Annotated in this window: 18 protein-coding genes; 11 read left to right on the top strand and 7 right to left on the bottom strand. The window is 45.1% G+C overall.

Translation table 11 applies throughout. From position 1 onward, the window contains the following. Positions 1–235 precede the first annotated feature (235 nt). The 7 genes from IQR33_RS29825 (at position 236) to IQR33_RS29795 (ending at position 5866) form a co-directional block, all read left to right on the top strand. Complete coding sequence (locus tag IQR33_RS29825; RefSeq protein WP_054574246.1) at positions 236–787, top strand: YtfJ family protein; 552 nt, start codon at positions 236–238, stop codon at positions 785–787. 227 nt (positions 788–1014) lie between these two features. Further along, complete coding sequence (locus IQR33_RS29820; protein WP_005379608.1) at positions 1015–1314, top strand: DUF2607 family protein; 300 nt, start codon at positions 1015–1017, stop codon at positions 1312–1314. Between the two features lie 134 nt (positions 1315–1448). Then, the gene (gene zrgA / locus IQR33_RS29815; protein WP_054574245.1) at positions 1449–2102 is read left to right on the top strand and encodes a zinc uptake protein ZrgA; all 654 of its coding nucleotides are present in this window, start codon (positions 1449–1451) and stop codon (positions 2100–2102) included. Positions 2103–2154: 52 nt separating this feature from the next. Further along, entirely contained in the window at positions 2155–2883 is a 729-nt protein-coding gene (locus IQR33_RS29810; RefSeq protein ID WP_017820286.1) for an ABC transporter ATP-binding protein, read from the top strand. Then, positions 2880–4139, top strand: a complete 1260-nt coding sequence (locus IQR33_RS29805) for an ABC transporter permease (RefSeq protein ID WP_017820287.1) — start codon at positions 2880–2882, stop codon at positions 4137–4139. Before IQR33_RS29810 ends, IQR33_RS29805 begins: the two co-directional genes overlap by 4 nt. A 4-nt stretch (positions 4140–4143) precedes the next feature. Beyond that, positions 4144–4638, top strand: a complete 495-nt coding sequence (locus IQR33_RS29800; protein ID WP_064353581.1) for a DUF3299 domain-containing protein — start codon at positions 4144–4146, stop codon at positions 4636–4638. 322 nt (positions 4639–4960) lie between these two features. Next, on the top strand, positions 4961–5866 hold the full coding sequence (locus IQR33_RS29795) for a TIGR03899 family protein (RefSeq protein WP_064368954.1): 906 nt from the start codon (positions 4961–4963) through the stop codon (positions 5864–5866). A gap of 89 nt (positions 5867–5955) precedes the next feature. Here the strand turns inward: IQR33_RS29795 and cysC are convergent, their stop codons facing one another. From cysC to cobA, 5 genes are all read right to left on the bottom strand, one after another. Then, positions 5956–6573 carry an adenylyl-sulfate kinase gene (gene cysC, locus IQR33_RS29790; protein ID WP_005379598.1) on the bottom strand — a complete coding sequence of 206 codons (618 nt, stop codon included), beginning with the start codon at positions 6571–6573 and terminating at the stop codon, positions 5956–5958. A 24-nt stretch (positions 6574–6597) separates the two neighbouring features. Beyond that, entirely contained in the window at positions 6598–8322 is a 1725-nt protein-coding gene (locus IQR33_RS29785) for an SLC13 family permease (protein ID WP_005379596.1), read from the bottom strand. Positions 8323–8573: 251 nt separating this feature from the next. Further along, positions 8574–10004: a sulfate adenylyltransferase subunit CysN gene (gene cysN / locus IQR33_RS29780; protein ID WP_017633444.1), complete on the bottom strand. Its 1431-nt coding sequence runs from the start codon at positions 10002–10004 to the stop codon at positions 8574–8576. 18 nt (positions 10005–10022) lie between these two features. After that, positions 10023–10931 (bottom strand): sulfate adenylyltransferase subunit CysD, encoded by a 909-nt coding sequence (gene cysD / locus IQR33_RS29775; protein ID WP_005379592.1) that lies wholly within the window; start codon positions 10929–10931, stop codon positions 10023–10025. Between the two features lie 59 nt (positions 10932–10990). Further along, complete coding sequence (cobA, locus tag IQR33_RS29770) at positions 10991–11866, bottom strand: uroporphyrinogen-III C-methyltransferase (protein ID WP_031780800.1); 876 nt, start codon at positions 11864–11866, stop codon at positions 10991–10993. Between the two features lie 275 nt (positions 11867–12141). Between cobA and cpdB the strand changes: the two genes are divergently transcribed. Together cpdB and IQR33_RS29760 are read left to right on the top strand one after the other, a co-directional pair. Beyond that, positions 12142–14103, top strand: coding sequence for a 2',3'-cyclic-nucleotide 2'-phosphodiesterase (cpdB, locus tag IQR33_RS29765; protein ID WP_193837531.1), 1962 nt, complete (start codon positions 12142–12144; stop codon positions 14101–14103). A 97-nt stretch (positions 14104–14200) separates the two neighbouring features. Next, positions 14201–14779, top strand: coding sequence for a Crp/Fnr family transcriptional regulator (locus IQR33_RS29760; RefSeq protein WP_161441116.1), 579 nt, complete (start codon positions 14201–14203; stop codon positions 14777–14779). A gap of 54 nt (positions 14780–14833) precedes the next feature. Here the strand turns inward: IQR33_RS29760 and dbpA are convergent, their stop codons facing one another. Continuing rightward, complete coding sequence (dbpA, locus tag IQR33_RS29755) at positions 14834–16213, bottom strand: ATP-dependent RNA helicase DbpA (protein ID WP_005379583.1); 1380 nt, start codon at positions 16211–16213, stop codon at positions 14834–14836. A 142-nt stretch (positions 16214–16355) separates the two neighbouring features. Here dbpA and IQR33_RS29750 point away from each other — a divergent pair, with 142 nt between their 5' ends. Then, positions 16356–16817, top strand: coding sequence for a GNAT family N-acetyltransferase (locus IQR33_RS29750; protein ID WP_033906124.1), 462 nt, complete (start codon positions 16356–16358; stop codon positions 16815–16817). An 89-nt stretch (positions 16818–16906) separates the two neighbouring features. On the opposite strand, the gene IQR33_RS29745 is transcribed toward IQR33_RS29750, so the two are convergent. After that, positions 16907–17503: a LysM-like peptidoglycan-binding domain-containing protein gene (locus IQR33_RS29745; protein WP_193837530.1), complete on the bottom strand. Its 597-nt coding sequence runs from the start codon at positions 17501–17503 to the stop codon at positions 16907–16909. A 232-nt stretch (positions 17504–17735) separates the two neighbouring features. Between IQR33_RS29745 and IQR33_RS29740 the strand changes: the two genes are divergently transcribed. Further along, a complete protein-coding gene (locus tag IQR33_RS29740; protein ID WP_005383137.1) occupies positions 17736–18356 on the top strand; it encodes an FKBP-type peptidyl-prolyl cis-trans isomerase in 621 nt (206 codons plus the stop codon). Positions 18357–18473: the final 117 nt, after the last annotated feature.

Raw genomic sequence — 18473 nt, 5'->3', positions numbered from 1 at the left:
ACAGCAAACTCACGTAGCATAACTCACCTCAATTCCTTTGAGAAAACACGGATTGCTTATTTTTCCTCTGCAATCTTAATGCGCAATTTGCGACGGAACTCATTTTAGCAAATTCTAAATATAACGCAAGATTACACCACTCCATACGTTAAATAAATGTTATAAACGGTCCTACAAATTTCTAAGATCTGGATATATACTGGAAGCTTCCAAACCTCGTACGGAATATAACAATATGAAAACTAAGACTCTCCTACCTCTACTACTGGCCTTAACGCCAAGCTTGACCTTTGCACACAACTTGTCAGTAGGAAAAAGCGTTCCTCCTGTCAATGTTGCCGCTTACGGCGAGATTGTTTTACAAGGCGAAGGCGTTGCATACCAACCCTGGGCAACTCAACATATGCAAGGCAAAGTTCGTGTTATTCAAGCCATCGCAGGCCGTAGCAGTTCAAAAGAGATGAATGCCCCTTTAATGTCGGCAATAACAGCGGCAAATTTTCCACAAGAAAGCTACCAGACGACGACTATCATCAACCAAGATGATGCAATTTGGGGGACAGGCTCTTTCGTGAAGTCTTCAGCTCAAGACAGCAAAAAAGAGTTTCCTTGGTCATCCATGGTTCTTGATGAAAGTGGCGTAGTTGCTAATACTTGGGACCTGAAAGAAGAAAGCTCGGCCATTATTGTTCAAGACAAAACGGGCAAAATTCTGTTCGTCAAAGAGGGCGCACTTGAGCAAGATGAGATAACAAAAGTCATTGAGCTTATTAAACAGAACATCTAGCTTCATTGAATGGCTCCTTGCTCTTGCTGTAAGGAGCTATATGAATTTGATTAGAAGCATGGGCAGTGATAACTCTGCTCTTTATAAGTGCGACACTTCCATCAGAGAGTATTACCAATATTTTTCGGCACGTATGTGTGGAGTTAAATTTTTCTGCTAGCCAACAAAAGAGTGAACTTTTATTCATTATGGGTGTTATATTATAACAGTCGGTAAGAGGAGCTCAGATGTACCACCACCAGCAAAAAACACTAAGATATTGGTATCGCACTGCTTTATTTTTCAGTGTTGCGTTGCTGATCGCTTGGAACTTTGCGGTTGTACTTCATCAAGTCGATCTGACGCCCGACCATCATACCCATCATCATTGCCAATTATTTTCTGGTGTTCAGCACGGTATAGCAAAGGTACAACCTACCCTCTCTACACCGACTTTTACGCGCGCCCAGCATCATCATGTTTTTTTGCATCTCGTGTACGGCGAAGAAGTTCTTGGCGCTGCTCGTGCCCCTCCTTATTTTGCTTAATTTCCAAACTATTCCACACTCAAAATTATTGAGTTCATTCCCGCACCTAGTGTGTCAGGGAACAATAACTTAGTGAAACTCGAATCTGAGCAATACCGCCTTTGGTTAATGCCAGTAAAATTAGGAAAAATACAATGTCATCAAAACACGTTTTAGCCCTTGCTATTGGCCTCACTTTATCGACAGCAGCGAATGCAAACGAATACCGCCAGCATGGTGCTCATGTGCATGGTCACGTCGAGTTTAATATCGCCCAAGATGGCAAAGATCTGTTAGTAGAGATCACAGCTCCTGGAGCTGATGTTGTGGGTTTCGAACATGCTCCAGAAAACGCACAACAAGAGCAAGCGCTTAAACAAGCCGTCGCTACACTCGAAGACAGCAACGCATTGTTCGCTATTAACCCACAAGCTGATTGTAATATTGAAGAAGCTTACGTGAGCCACAACCTAAGCGAAACTCATGAGGAACATGATCATAGTGAGCACGACCATGATGACCATGCACATCACGATCATGAAGGACACGAACACCATGATCATAATGAACATCATGATAAACATGACCACCATGACGATCATGATGAGGCGCACGATCATGGCGGTCACGGTGAATTTTCGGTGCAATATCGCTTCAATTGCGAACAAGTTAATCAGCTTAGCCAAATCCAAACCGATTGGTTTAACCAATTCCCAACTACAGAGTCCATCAGCGTCAATATATTCACTGATACCATGCAATCAGCAATTAAATTAAGCAAAGATAACACCCAAATCGTAATCAAATAACACGAGTGGCGTGTAAGTACCTACTTACACGCCAAAGCTTTGGTGATTTAATATGACTGAAACCACACCAAATGTTGTCGAGCTAGAGGATGCCCAATTTTTCTGGCCCGGTTCAATCAACGCAACCATCCACATCCCTAAATTACACATTACACAAGGCGAGCATGTGTTTATCAAAGGTCCAAGTGGCTGCGGTAAATCGACCTTGCTCGCTTTGTTGACGGGGATTAACACATTAACTTCAGGCTCTCTATCTGTACTCGATACTGACCTTGCTAGTTTAAGTGCCAGTCAGAGAGACCGCTTTCGCGCCAATCATATTGGCTACATCTTTCAACAGTTCAATTTATTGCCGTACCTTAACGTACTTGAAAACGTATTATTGCCATGTCAGTTCAGTAAAATACGACGTGACCGTGCCCATTTAGGTGCCTCATCTCAAACGTTAAATGAACAGGCTCAGGCCCTACTAGAACGACTGCACCTGCCAAACGAGCTTCATACACGCCCTGTCTCTGAATTGAGTATTGGTCAACAACAACGTGTGGCTGCGGCTCGAGCTCTGATAGGACATCCAGAGTTAGTGATCGCTGACGAACCAACCTCAGCTTTAGACTATGACAATCGCAAAGCATTTATTGAGCTCCTTATGGAGCAAGCGAATCAAGCCAATGCCACACTGGTATTCGTTAGCCACGACCCAACACTCGAACCCTTATTCGATCGCACGCTCAATCTACCCGACATTAATCAAGTATCTAGCCTAGGAGCCATATCATGAGTGCTGTTGTAAAGCTCGCCTGGAAAAGCTTGATGAACCGCAAAGCGACGGCAATTCTAACCATCATGACCGTTGCGATTTCAGTGGTACTCCTCTTGGGCGTCGAGCGTATCCGAACTCAAGCCAAGGATAGCTTCGCTAATACAATTTCAGGCACTGACCTCATTATTGGTGGACGCTCTGGGCAAGTGAACCTATTGCTCTATTCTGTGTTTCGTATTGGTAATGCGACCAACAACATCGATTGGAAAAGCTACCAAGAGTTTGCCAATCATCGTTCAGTCGATTGGGCTATTCCAATCTCGCTTGGCGACTCGCATAAAGGCTTCCGAGTTATGGGAACCAATCACAGTTACTTTGAGCATTACAAGTTTGGAAGTAAGCAACCACTAACATTTAGCAAGGGTAGAGAATTCCATGGTTTATTTGAAACCGTGCTAGGTTCTGATGTCGCTAAACAACTTGGTTATGATATCGGTAGCGAAATCATCATTGCCCACGGCATTAGCGACGTTGGCTTTAGCCGTCATGACAATCTGCCATTTAAAGTTGTCGGTATCCTTGCACCTACAGGAACACCAGTCGACAAAACTGTCCATGTATCATTGGAAGCCATCGAAGCCATTCACGTCGGATGGGAAAGTGGTGCGCGTTTGGGCCCGACACCCAAGGCACAAGATCTCAAAAACAGAGACTTTCAGCCCAAACAAATTACCGCTATGCTCGTTGGTTTGAAATCTCGTATTCAAACTTTCGCCCTGCAAAGACAAATTAACACCTACCCCAAAGAGCCGCTCAGCGCCATTATGCCCGGCGTTGCGTTGCATGAGTTATGGGGAATGATGTCGGTTGCAGAGCAAGCCCTAATGGCAGTATCTGGTTTTGTCGTGATTGCAGGGTTGTTAGGTATGTTAAGCAGTCTATTAACTAGCCTACAGGAACGCCGCCGTGAAATGGCGATTTTGCGTGCCATGGGAGCAAGGCCTCGTCATGTTTTCTCACTCTTAATTAGTGAAGCTAGCTTGCTTACTGCTGCTGGTATTATTACTGGCGTTACTGGGCTGTATGCCATTCTTGCTATCGCGCAGCCGATCATCCAACAGCACTATGGAATACATCTCACCTTAAGCATCTTATCTACTTATGAGTGGATGCTATTAGGTTTCGTACAATGCGCTGGTATTGTGATTGGTTTCATTCCCGCACTCCGCGCCTACCGACAGTCACTGAGTGACGGAATGACAATAAGGATTTAATAAAATGTGGAAAAAAATACTCGCAAGTTGCTTGCTGGTCGTCGCATTCACAGCGCCTGTTATGGCCAGCGAAGAACCATTAAAGCTTGACTGGATTGACCTTGTTCCAGAAAAAGAGCGTAAATTGTTCGACAGTATAGGCATGCCTGCATCTGATCACAGTGGTGGCGCAGCGCAGCAGTCCAAGATTGGTAATGTTCGACCAGAACTGAACGGAAGCCAAGTTAAAATTCCAGGGTTTGTTATCCCACTTGAAGGTGATGCCAATACCGTCACCGAGTTTTTATTAGTGCCATACTTTGGAGCTTGTATTCACGTGCCACCACCGCCTCCAAACCAGATCATTTACGTGAAGTTTCCGAAAGGCGCGCCTGTTCAAGAGTTGTGGGATGTTATATATGTGGTTGGAACGTTGAAAACCGAGACGATAAACCACGAACTGGCAGAAACGGCTTACGTTATTGAGGGATCAGAAATAGAAGCCTACGACGATATGTAATTTAAGTCGTCGATAAGCCTCGCTACACCTAAGGCGTCACACTGGCGCCTTTTTTAGCTTTGTGCTACACGATATAACGAGATAAATACGCTAACACGCCCACATAAATAACCAAAAGAAACGCTATCGACAGGTGCTTTTTGAGTTTACCTGCTTCTGAGAACTTCATAGCCCCTCCAAAATAACGATAACAATTTTAACAACTCATTATCATTTTGAATAGCCCTATTCGTTCAAAAACTGAGAACTTCTGTCTGGTCGCTTGGTCAGATAAGGTGTAAATTTAAACGTGCGAACCGCGCAGTTCTTGGTAGGAAAACGAATGGCAGATCCGACAAAGCAACCTGTTGTCATCGAACATCAGTCAGACACAAAAAAAAATACGCAACAAGAAAAGAAACAAGGCTACATAAAAGACAGTGCTAGTAAGGTAAAAACCATTGCCCAAATACACGGTCTTGACGCCTTACTGCAAACCGGCCCGCCAGCCAAATCTGCGTTTGAAAGAGCCCAATTGCGAGAGCAAAGACGCCAAGAACAGCGACAAAAAAACTTAGAACAGATTTTAAAATTAGCGCACAGTTCATGCCGAGATGAGACAGCGGGAGAGCCAGACCAAGATTGGTTGCATCGATTTTTTGAGATGGCTCAAGACATCCATAACAGCGCGATGCAAAAGCTATGGGCTCAAGTGATGAAGCGTGAAGTGACCAATCCGGGTTCAACGTCCATGAAAGCGTTGAAAACCCTCAAGGATATGTCACCAAAGGAAGCACAAACTCTGCAAAGAGCCGCCTCTTTAGCGTGCAGTTTTGGAGGGGATCACAGCAGAAAACTGCTGATTGGTTACAAAGCGCAAGGAGGCATATTTAGCTTCGGCAAGCGAGACGTCGCTAACAGCCTAAATATGGGAAGTTTTCAACTGCCGTATTCAAGCTTGTTGCTCTTAATTGAATTAGGGCTGCTGCACAGTGCCGAACTTGAATCTGGCGAAATTAGTATCGAGACACCGTTGGTCCTCACCTACCAAGGTAAAAACTTATCACTGAACGTAAACAGCAAAGGTGTCCGCCTTTTATATTACCGATTCACACCCACAGGTAATGAGCTCTGTACCTTGCTCGGTAACAAACCACATGCCGAATACTACGACCAAATGCTTGCACTGTTAAATCATAGATTTAGTGTCCATAGTGAAGCTAAAAGTACGGTTCATCATACCGTCTAGCCAGCTTGAGAAGCATTTGACTACCTATGAGCCAAATACTTCTCCAGCTGCTCAAAGAGCTTTAGGTCACCTATGATCTAAATGCTTTTTTATCGGATCACACCGCGTTGTTTAAGATCGATTAAGCACAAATCCACCAGCTCATCGACACTCTTTTCTCCCGCGGGCAAATCGATTTCAGGGTTCTCTGGCGCTTGATATTCCGAATCAATACCAGTGAAATTAGGAATCTCTCCCGCACGGGCTTTACGGTATAAACCCTTAGGATCTCGACCTTCGCAAACCTCTAGAGATGCATTGACATACACTTCGATAAACTCGCCTTCTGGCAATAAATCGCGTACTAACTTCCGCTCTGCACGATGCGGTGAAATAAACGCCGACAGAACAATTAAACCCGCATCTGCCATCAACTTCGCCAGTTCACCAATGCGACGAATGTTCTCGCGACGGTCCTGTTCAGAAAAACCTAAATCGCTACACAAACCATGCCGTACATTGTCACCATCCAATAAATAGGTGTGGTAACCCAATGCTGCAAGGCGATTTTCCAACGCCCCCGCTACGGTTGATTTACCCGCTCCAGATAAACCAGTGAACCACAATACGGCAGGTTTTTGCTTCTTTAATTCAGCACGAAACTGTTTATCAACCGAATGCTGGTGCCAAACAATGTTTTCATCTTTTACCGTCGTTTCGGCAGTCATAACGTATCCTTGTAAATATCGGAATTAAAACGGGAAAAAGACCGGGATCAAAGTAAGTACTAATACAGAGTACACAATCGAAATTGGCACTCCAATTCTCACGTAGTCGGTCAATTTGTAATTTCCTACGCTGTACACCAGCAGGTTAGTTTGGTAACCGTAGGGAGAGATAAAGCTCGCACTCGCGCCGAACAAAACCGCCATGATGAATGGCATCGGATCCACGCCATAACCCACCGCCATGCTATAGCCGATAGGAAAAGAAAGCGCAGCCGCGGCATTGTTTGTCACCAATTCAGTGAGTACCAATGTCATGATATAAGTCGCCACCAAGGCACCAAATACTCCCCAGCCATTAAACGCTTCAATAAACATCACTCCCATTCTTTCTGACAATCCAGAAGAGATCATCAGTTGAGCAATAGACAAAGCGGAACCGACAATCACGACGATATCGATCGGAAAACGGCGGCGCAGTTCTGAAATCTGCACAATACCAAACGCAATAAGCGCGATAAGGTACGCAGCTAGACCTTTAATAATCGGTACTAACTCTAATAGAGCGCATCCAATTACGGCTGCAAAGCCCAGTAATACAATGGAAGACTTATTAGTATCAAGCCGAGCGCTAGAGTCCAAGTCATGCACTAAAACAAACTCTTTACGATGAGCTCGGCGTTCAGACTCAAAACGCTTGCCTGGAACCAGAACTAACGTGTCCCCTGGCGCTAAGGTAATGCTACCCAAGCCACCTTCTAGGCGTTCGTGGCCTCGGCGAATCGCCACAACAACGGCATCGAATCGGTCGCGGAATCGGCTCTCTTTGAGGGTTTTGTAGCAAAACGTCGCCGACGAGCTCACCACAACTTCGATAAAGTTTTGCCCATTTAAGTGCTGCTGACCAAACAACTTGAGGCCCGGAATTTCTTGCAGGGTCGCGACGCTCTCAACATCGCCACAAAATAACAGGCGGTCTTTTGCATTGAGCACAAAATCCGGTCCCACAGAAGAAACAGTAACACCATCGCGCACCACTTCTGCAAGAAACAGTTTGCGCAGCGCACGTAAATTATTCTCGCTGATCGTACGCCCAACTAACGGTGAGCCTGGCTCAACGCGAGACTCAAGAAAGTAAGGTAAATCTTCTTGGTTTTGATCATCATAATTCGGTAGCAAGTAGCTGAGCGGGATAAGAATCAGCATCCCTCCCACCAGCACAGCCAAACCTATCATCGTGGGTGTAAAAAAGCTCAGGCTCGGTAAGCCTGCGTCTTCGACAAAGCTGTTGATGATTAAGTTAGTCGACGTACCAATCAAAGTTAACGTGCCACCAAAAATGGCGGCGTAAGACAAGGGAATAAGTAATTTCGAAGGTGCATGCTGCTGATTACGCTTAATCGCCCCAATCAATGAGACAACCACAGCGGTATTATTCGTAAATGAAGAAAGCAAGGCGGTCGACACACCGAGCTTAGCAATCACGCTGCCTAACTGGCCCTCAGAGATACTTCGGCTCACCCAACTGATCAGCAGTGTTTTTTCTAGAGCACAGGATGCAAGAATCAATAGAACCAGGGTTAACAATGAAGAGTTGGTAAAATTGGATGCGATAGTGGCTGAATCCATCATCCCAGCCATGAATGCAATAAAAGCGGCACCCGCAAAGACGTAACTAGGCTTAATTTTCGTGACAAGCAAGCAAGTGATAATGCCAAGCAAAATCGCTAACACAAACCCTTGTTCCCACATAGCCTTTCCTTACCAAATAGCCCCAAAGGGCACAACAACGACTCATTTATCCATGAAACACCGACAAACGAGTAAACAGACAAAAATCAGCGCAAGCGAAAAGAACATCAGAATGCTCGGTTTTCTTGGGCTCCACCGAAGCATTCTGGTATTAGGAGAATACCTAACGACATTTCGCAATTCAGTTAGGTAGCGACGCCCCAAGTACAACAGCAGACAGAGCCTGAAATTATCGTACTTGGGTAAGCCAGTTACTTTTTCAGAAACTGGCTGACGTCTTTTGCTTCCCAGTGTGGGAAGTGTTTACGGACAAGCGCATTAAGCTCAACTTCAAACGCAGAGATGTCCGTCAAATCGCGCTCAACCACGGCGAGGCTCTCTTTAACCATGCCGGCACCAACCGTCACGTTTGTCAGACGATCGATAATGATAAAGCCACCGGTATCTGCACAGTCTTGATAATTGTCCAGCGCAACTGACTCATTAAGAGACCATTCACACAAACCAATACCATTCAATGGCAGCTCTGCCGAGCTATGAGTCGAGAGATTATTAATGTCATATTGATGACGAATCGCTTCAACATGACCTACGGTTTTCTTACCTGCGATTTTGATGTCATAGTCACGACCCGGTTGCAGGGGTTGCTCTGTCATCCACACCACATCGGCAAGCAAATGGTTTGTGGTTTCCACTTGAGCATTATCTAGAACAATCAAATCGCCACGGCTAATATCGATCTCATCGCTTAGCGTCAGAGTGACAGCTAATCCGGCACGAGCTTCTTCGATATCACCATCAAAGGTCACAATACGTGCCACTGTTGACGTTTTACCCGATGGCAATGCTTTAATGGCATCACCGACTTTGATCGAACCAGAAGAAATGGTCCCCGCAAAACCACGGAAATCGAGGTTAGGACGATTAACGTATTGCACAGGGAAGCGGAATTCACCCGCGCCTTTTTCTTGATCCACATCGACCGTTTCAAGAAGCTCAAGCAATGATGGGCCTTTAAACCAAGTCAGGTTTTGGCCTTTATCCACCACATTGTCCCCTTCAAGCGCTGAGATCGGGATGATTTGAATATCAATATCCCCTGTCAGATTCTCAGAGAACTTCAAATACTCGTCGCGGATCTCTTCAAAGCGCTCTTGGGAGTAATCCACTAAGTCCATCTTGTTGATCGCCACAACAAAGTGCTTCAAACCCAACAGGTTGGAAATGAAAGAGTGACGACGAGTTTGATCGAGAATGCCCTTACGTGCATCAACCAGAATCACAGCTAAGTCACATGTCGATGCGCCTGTAGCCATGTTACGTGTGTACTGCTCGTGTCCAGGAGTATCTGCAATGATGAATTTACGTTTCTGCGTCGAGAAATAGCGGTAAGCCACATCAATCGTGATCCCCTGCTCTCGCTCAGCTTGTAAGCCATCGACCAACAACGCAAGGTCGGGCTTTTCACCCGTGGTACCCACACGTTGGCTGTCTGAATGCACTGCCGCTAGCTGATCTTCATAAATTTGTTTTGAGTCATGGAGTAAGCGACCGATTAATGTACTTTTACCGTCATCCACCGAGCCACAAGTCAAGAATCTAAGTAACGACTTGTACTGGTGTTGTGTTAAATAGCCTTCGATACCAAGCTCGGCTAATTGAGCTTCAACTGCACTGTTCATTATCTTTCCTTAGATCCTTTAGAAGTAACCTTGACGTTTCTTAAGCTCCATCGATCCTGACTGATCGTGGTCGATCGCTCGGCCTTGGCGCTCACTCGACGTTGCCACCAGCATCTCTTCGATAATGCCAGTTAAAGTGTTTGCTTCAGACTCGATGGCCCCGGTCAATGGATAACAACCAAGGGTACGGAAGCGCACGCTCTTCTCTTCAATCACTTCACCCGGTTGAAGCTCCATACGATCATCATCCACCATGATCAGCATGCCATCGCGTTCAACAACTGGGCGTTTGTCCGCGAGGTAAAGCGGCACGATCTCGATGTTTTCTAAATAGATGTATTGCCAGATATCAAGCTCAGTCCAGTTAGACAGTGGGAATACACGAATGCTCTCACCCTTATTAACCTGACCGTTGTACGTCTTCCATAGCTCAGGACGTTGGTTTTTAGGGTCCCATGTATGGTTCTTATCGCGGAATGAATACACGCGCTCTTTCGCCCGTGATTTCTCTTCGTCGCGGCGCGCACCACCAAAGGCAGCATCAAAACCGTACTTGTTCAGCGCTTGTTTTAAGCCTTGAGTCTTCATGATGTCAGTGTGCTTAGAAGAACCATGAACAAACGGGCTACAGCCCATGGCTAGACCTTCTGGATTCTTATGTACCAAAAGCTCAAAACCGTATTTGGCCGCGGTGCGATCACGAAATTCAATCATCTCGCGGAACTTCCAATCGGTGTCAACATGCAGCAATGGAAATGGAATCTTACCTGGGTAAAAAGCTTTACGCGCAAGGTGCAGCATCACTGATGAGTCTTTACCAATCGAATACATCATGACTGGGTTATCAAACTCAGCCGCAACTTCACGGATGATGTGGATACTCTCCGCTTCGAGTTGTTTAAGGTGAGTTAAACGTTGTTGGTCCATGTTTTGTATTTCCTTTTTAAGCTTGAAGGCGCATTACGTCTCTAATCTTTGGTCTGAAATTATATGGAGTTGGCAATAGCACTTTTGTTGAATTCAGTACTAGACAAAAACCAGTCTAACTTTTGAGACAGTCGCACTACCTCTCCGACAACAATCAAAGATGGCGACTGTGCTTCCTTCGATAAATCAGAGAGTTGGGAGAGTTCTCCCGTAAATACTTTTTGTTGAATCTGCGTGCCACGCTCAATAATGGCAATCGGAGTCGACGCTGAACGACCATGCTTAATGAGTTGATTCTGAATATAGTGTGATTTCATCAGCCCCATGTAGATCACTAAAGTCTGATTCCCACGCGCCAACGTGGACCAATCCATCTCATCACTTTCTTCTTTCAAGTGGCCAGTCACAAAGATGGCCGATTGCGCATAATCACGATGAGTCAGTGGAATACCAGCATAAGCGGTTGCGCCAGCTGCTGCGGTAATGCCAGGGACAACTTGAAAACGAACGCCGGCATCAGCAAGCACTTCTAACTCTTCACCACCACGACCGAATACAAACGGATCCCCACCTTTAATGCGCACTACTTTGTAGCCCTGCTTGGCAAAATCCACCAAAAGCTGATTCGTCTTCTCCTGCGGCACACTGTGATGCCCAGCTCGCTTCCCAACGCACACCAAAATCGTATCGCTTGGAATCAATGCCATGATTTCTTCAGACACCAAGTAGTCGTACAAAACCACATCAGCTTGCTGCAAGCAGTTCAGTGCTTTCACCGTCAGAAGTTCAGGATCGCCTGGTCCTGCACCTACTAAGGCGACTTCACCAGGCTGTAGCGATTGCTTTGCAAAACGAGTAACACCAGCGACTGGGTTGTCAGAAACTAACCGGGGCTTTGGTTTAGGGAAAGAAGTGACTGAATCGTTCGTTGCCATGTGCTTGCTCATCGTCCATTGATATCGTTATGCAAGCATTATGGCGGGGCGTTTATATTACCTGAAATTCTAAAATTTCATTTTTTATTCAAAAATCTGCTAAGAAGTTTTTGTTTGGTCTCATTCAAAAGCGTGAAAAAGTCGGCGGTTAATATGAATAAGGTTCAGTAAACTGATTAATGTTCACAGTTTTCTGTATCTTTATCATCGAGTTGCACCTGTATTTGATACATTACGCAGTACGATTTCCCCTTATCATTGAATTGGAGCACCAAATGAAAGTGGCAGTTCATCCTATTTCCCTCGCAGTTTTAAGTGGCATGCTAACGCTTGCTGGCCCAGCAATGGCCGATACCATCAAGCTTCGTATTATCGAAACCACCGACATTCACACCAACGTGATGGATTACGATTACTACAAAGACCAACCATCACAGCAAATCGGTTTAAGTCGCGCTGCGACAATAGTGAAACAAGCTAAGTCCGAGGCAGAAAACACGGTACTAGTAGATAACGGTGATTTAATTCAGGGCAGCCCAATGGGCGATTACATGGCAGCAAAGGGGATTAATCCCGGCGACGTGCACCCAGTCTACAAAGCGATGAACAAGCTAGACTACGATGTGGGCAACATTGGCAATCATGAGTTCAACTATGGCTTAGATTTCCTACAAACGACGTTGAAGGGGGCAAACTTCCCTTACATCAATGCAAACGTATTTGATAAACAAACCGGTGAGCATTACTTCAAGCCTTACCTCATCAAAACTCACACATTTAAAGACACAGACGGCGAAGCGCATCAAATAAAAGTGGGTTACATCGGCTTTGTACCACCACAAATTATGGTATGGGATAAGAAGAACTTAGAAGGCAAAGTCTTTGCTAAAGACATTAAGGAAACAGCAGAGAAACTGATTCCTCAAATGAAGAAAGAAGGCGCAGACGTGATTGTGGCGATTCCACACTCGGGCATTTCTACTGATCCATACAAACTAGGCGCTGAAAACTCTGTTTACTACCTCACAGAAGTTGAAGGTATTGATGCGATTGCTTTTGGCCACTCTCACGCCGTCTTCCCAGGGAAAGACTTCGCAAACCTACCTGGTGTTGATATAGATAAAGGGACCATCAATGGTGTAACGTCCGTGATGCCGGGCCGCTGGGGAAGTCACGTAGGTGTGATGGATTTGATGCTGAAAGAGAAAGACGGCAGATGGCAAGTCGTCGAAGGCCAAGCAGAAGCACGCCCTATCTTCGATAAAGTAAATAAGAAGTCATTAGCTAAAGCCGATGCAGATATTGTGAAAGCGTTAGAAGAAGATCACAAAGGCACTCGTGAATTTGTAAACCAACCAATCGGCAAAGCAAATGATGTCATGTACAGCTTCTTGGCATTAGTGCAGGACGACCCCACCATTCAAATCGTTAACCTTGCTCAGAAAGACTACGTAGAACGCTTTATTCAAGGCGACCCAGACCTTTCTGACATTCCAGTACTGAGTGCGGCAGCACCATTTAAAGTCGGCGGTCGTAAGAACGATCCGAATAACTTTACAGAAGTAGAATCCGGTCAGCTCACCTTCCGTAATGCGGCCGATCTTTACTTATATCCAAACACCTTGGTTGCGATGAAAGTGAAAGGTAAAGAAGTTCGCGAATGGCTAGAGTGCAGTGCGGGTCAATTCAACCACATCGACATCAACAATCCTAAACCGCAATCTTTGATTGATTGGGATAATTTCCGTACGTACAACTTCGATGTTATTGATGGGGTTAACTACCAAATCGACGTTACCCAACCGCCGAAGTACGATGCGGATTGTAAAGTGATTAATCCAGATTCTCAGCGTATTGTGAATCTGACGTTCAATGGTAAGCCTGTCAATCCGAAGCAAGATTTCATCATCGCAACCAATAACTACCGTGCTTATAGCAATACTTTCCCTGGTACAGGCCCAGATTTCATTGCGTTTGACGCACCAGATGAAAACCGCTCTGTCGTCGCCACTTATATTTCTCGCGTGAGTGAAGAAAAAGGAGAAGTGACACCAAGCGCTGACAACAACTGGTCTTTCGCACCGATTAAGTCCGATAACAAGCTAGATATTCGTTTCGAAACCTCCCCTAGCGATAAAGCGGCGCAGTTCATCAAAGAGAAAGGACAATACCCAATGAAACGCGTGTCAACAGACGACATTGGTTTCGCAATTTATCAAATCGATCTGAATAAATAAGGTTGATTTGACAGCAACACTAAGCGGCTCTCATGAGCCGCTTTTTTGTTATCAATAAAACCCGTTAAAATAAAGAAAACCGTTTCTGAGTTATCACATGCACAGCGATCTTTTTTCAGACTTAGTCAAACATGGCTTTTTAGAGACAGAAGCAAACCAACTTATTGAAAATGGTGAGTTGCTCGAACTGCCTACACGCCACATTCTTGATCACCAAGGGGAGTTTAGCTCACACCTTTACTTCATCATTGAGGGGTTATGCCACGCAAGCTATCTTACTGAGCACGGCAAAGAATTCAGTAAAGAATTTTATTGGGAGAAGGACTGGGTTATCGGGTTTGAGAGCATAATAAAGGACCAACCTTCGCCTTACTTATTGGAAACGCTGAGCGCTTGTCAGCTATTTTGCTTGCCAATTGAAACGTTGCATCACTGGCGAGCAGAAAAGCACGCCATTTACTTAAAGCTACTCGAAAACCAACTGGTTAATAAAGAGAACAAAGAACGCTTTATGTTGCTCTACTCTCCAGAAGAACGATATCAATTATTTTGCGCTCATTACCCAGATTTAAAGCAACGTATTACCGATAGTCAAATTGCGGCCTACCTCGGCATTACGCCAATCAGTTTGAGCCGAATCAAAGCGCGCTTAACCAAAGATCACACTCTCAAATAAACTCAAAAAAGAAAAAAGCTCTTCAAACGAAGAGCTTTTTCTCTGCTATTTGAGCTATTTAAGAATTCGCGCCCGGAATTGGCGCCCTTTCATCTTGCCGTTACTAATGGTCTGTAGAGCCTTTTTAGCCACAGACTTTTCGACGGCAACATAAGCGCGTACAGGGAACAGGTGAATCTTTCCGACTTGAGAGCCTGGAATACCATTTTTTCCTGTCAAACAACCTAAAATATCACCCGGTCGTACTTTCTGTTTCTTACCGCCATCAATGTTAATCGTCACCATCTTCGCTTGGTATGGCTGCTGATTTGATTTGGCAGGCAATGTTGCTGGTACCACGTCCATCTCTAGGTATTCTTCAATACGAGCTACACGTAAACCGTCTTTCTCACCAAAAAAGCTGAACGCTAAACCTTTACTACCCGCACGACCTGTACGACCAATACGGTGCACATGAACCTCAGGATCGCGCGATAGCTCAAAGTTAAAGACAGCATCAAGATTATCAACGTCCAAACCACGCGCCGCAACGTCTGTTGCAACAAGGATAGACACACTCTTGTTAGCAAACTGCACCAATGCTTGGTCGCGTTCACGCTGCTCTAAGTCCCCATGGATATCGATAACGCTGAATCCTTTGTGATGCAACTCATCTGCGACACTTTGAACTTCTTTTTTGGTATTACAAAAAACCACCGCGGACTCTGGTTGGTGAGTCAGCAGCAAATTCGCCAATGCTTCATCACGTGCTTCCGAGCCTTCAACTTTATAGAAGTACTGCGCAATGCTTGAGGTATCATGCGTCGATTCCACCTTAATCACTTCCGGTGTCTGCATTATACGCTGCGCAATTTGCTCAATTTTCTCTGGAAAAGTAGCACTGAAAAGTAGAGTTTGGCGCTGCTTTGGCGCTGCATCGATGATTGCATCTAATGCGTCTTGGAAACCCATGTCCAACATGCGATCAGCTTCATCTAGCACCAAGGTATTCAGTTCGCTAAGATCAATTCGGCCTTTCTCAAGGTGATCCAAAATACGACCAGGTGTACCAACTAGGATATGCGCACCATGCTCCAGCGAACCAATTTGTGGCCCCATTGGCATCCCACCGCAGAGAGTAAGCACTTTAATATTATGAATGCCGCGACCTAAAGTACGAATTTCCTTCGCTACTTGGTCTGCAAGCTCACGTGTTGGACACAATACTAATGACTGGACACGAAAGCGTTTGACGTTGAGGTTCGATAAAACCCCTAAACCAAATGCAGCGGTTTTACCTGAGCCCGTTTTACCCTGCCCGATGACATCACGATGTTTTAGGATTGCAGGCAAGCTCAAAGCTTGAATTGGCGTCATGTGGGTATAGTTCAGGGAATCAAGTGTGGCGAGTAACGCTGGGTTCAGCCCAACTTGATCGAATGTTTGTTTGCTCACGGGGATATCCTCAGGTGAGATGGAAAGAGGGCACATTATCACCAGATTTGGTGGGAAAACCAGTGCTAATTAACCTTTGTTAATGAGTATGAGCTCAAAACAAAGTAAAGTCAGTCACTCTATTCTCATTACGGATAACAACATGCTCACTTGGATTACTTTGCCCTTTGCTCAGCTAACAACCACACAGCTGTATGAAATGATGAAATTGCGTGTGGATGTATTCGTTGTTGAACAAACCTGCCCTTACCCTGAACTTGATGGTAAGGACACACTGGAAGGCGTTTATCATCTAATAGGCTATCACGGTGATGAACTGGTTGCTTGCGCACGATTACTGCCCGCAGGCACCTCGTATGACAATGTGAGTATTGGTCGAGTGGTGACAAAGCAGACCGCGCGAGGCGGTGGCTTAGGCCATAAGTTATTGGACAAGGCCTTGGCACAATGCGAAACATTATGGCCAGGACAGACAATAGATATAGGTGCTCAAGAACACCTCATCCAGTTTTATGCAAGTCATGGATTCAAGGTTATCTCAGAGTGCTATCTTGAAGATGGTATCCCTCATGTGGATATGCGGAAAGAATCCGTAGCGCTATAAGCTTCAATTCGATTGGTTACTATGAAAACTAATCGCTATGAAAAACCGACTAAAAAGACGCGATATTCGCGTCTTTTCATTTGAAGCGTTTACTTGTTACGCCCAAAGGACCCATCCGATAAACGGAAAAACATAACGGACCGCCCGCTTTTTTCCAGCTGTAGCATATCTAACTCGCCTTCGTCACTAAGCTTAAAGCGAATCAACTGTCCCTGCTTTATTTGGCTTAGCGGCTTATCACTGCCTTCTATTTTGACTAGAGCGCTAAGATCCGCCATAGAGAGCTGATTACTTCTGAAAACCTGCGCTAATGTATCACCATTTTTAACCGTGTACTCTTTCCAGTCTTCAGATTTCGGTCCAGAGTTCTGAGAGGTTCTCTGCTGGCTTAAACTCTGCGCGTTCAGCTCAATCGCTACGCGTTGATGATCGACCTCAGTCTGCGCAACTGGCTGGTCTGTTTTATTCGGCAAAGGAATAACAAGGAGTACCAGAATCAATGGCACTAAGACCATCAAAGCACGCTGATGAAATTTAGGCAGGCGCAACCAAAACTGCTTAACAGGCTGTATACGCTCCAACCATTGCTCTTTGTTGAACGGCTGCTTCCAGTCGATAGCAGCGAATTTTTGTTTAACCAACTCGACATAGTCGACTTGCTGCTTTTTCTTTCTGCGACGATTCATTGTAATGAGTCCCTTAATACTTCTACGGCCAGTATAAAAATACCGACGCGGAGAGTATATGTTTTTCACCAAACTAAAATGGAATTGGGATTAAATTAGCAGAAATTTCACTTGGAGTAAGAGATAAGTCACAACCTGGTCGCCTCAATTAAGCATTCAGTCGCAATCATTTAAACCTAAGCTCGAAACTGATATCCTGTTACCTTTATCACTCCTAATAAGAGCGACATTCATGTCTGAAATTAAATTTGAAACTGCAGAACAAAAAGCAAGCTACGGCATTGGTCTGCAAATGGGTCAGCAACTTGCAGGCTCTGGTCTTGAAGGTCTTAGCGTTGATGCTATCGCAGCAGGTATTGCAACAGCACTAACTGGTGACATGCCATCAATCGAAATTGATGAAATCAACAAAGCACTACAAGAACTTCACACTCGTGCAGAAACAGCTCGCCAAGAAGCAGCAAAAATTGCGGCAGCAGAAGGCGAAGCGTTCCTAAAAGACAACGCTCTACGACCTGAAGTTAACGTTCTAGACTCTGGTCTTCAGTACGAAATCATTTCTGAAGGTACTGGTGCAGTTCCTACAGCAGAAAGCTCAGTTCGCGTTCACTACCACGGTGAGCTAACTGACGGTACTGTATTCGATAGCTCTGTATCTCGCGGTCAACCTGCTGAATTCCCTGTTACAGGTGTAATCAAAGGTTGGGTAGAGGCACTACAACTAATGCCTGTTGGCTCTAAGTGGAAGCTATACGTACCACAAGATCTTGCGTACGGTGAGCGTGGCGCTGGTGCGGCTATCCCTCCATTTGCAGCTTTAGTTTTCGAAGTAGAACTATTAGATATTATCTAATTGAAACCATTTTCAATTATGATTAAATAAAACGGCGCACTAGCGCCGTTTTTTTGTCTAAACTGAATAGACTTTCTCACCTCTGAACCTTTCACTCTGATAGCCTTTAAAAATAAA

It is taken from the genome of Vibrio sp. OPT46, assembly GCF_015163535.1.
Classification (GTDB): domain Bacteria; phylum Pseudomonadota; class Gammaproteobacteria; order Enterobacterales; family Vibrionaceae; genus Vibrio; species Vibrio alginolyticus.
Note: the sequence above shows the minus strand (reverse complement) of the source record. Positions and strands in the feature narration are given on the sequence as shown.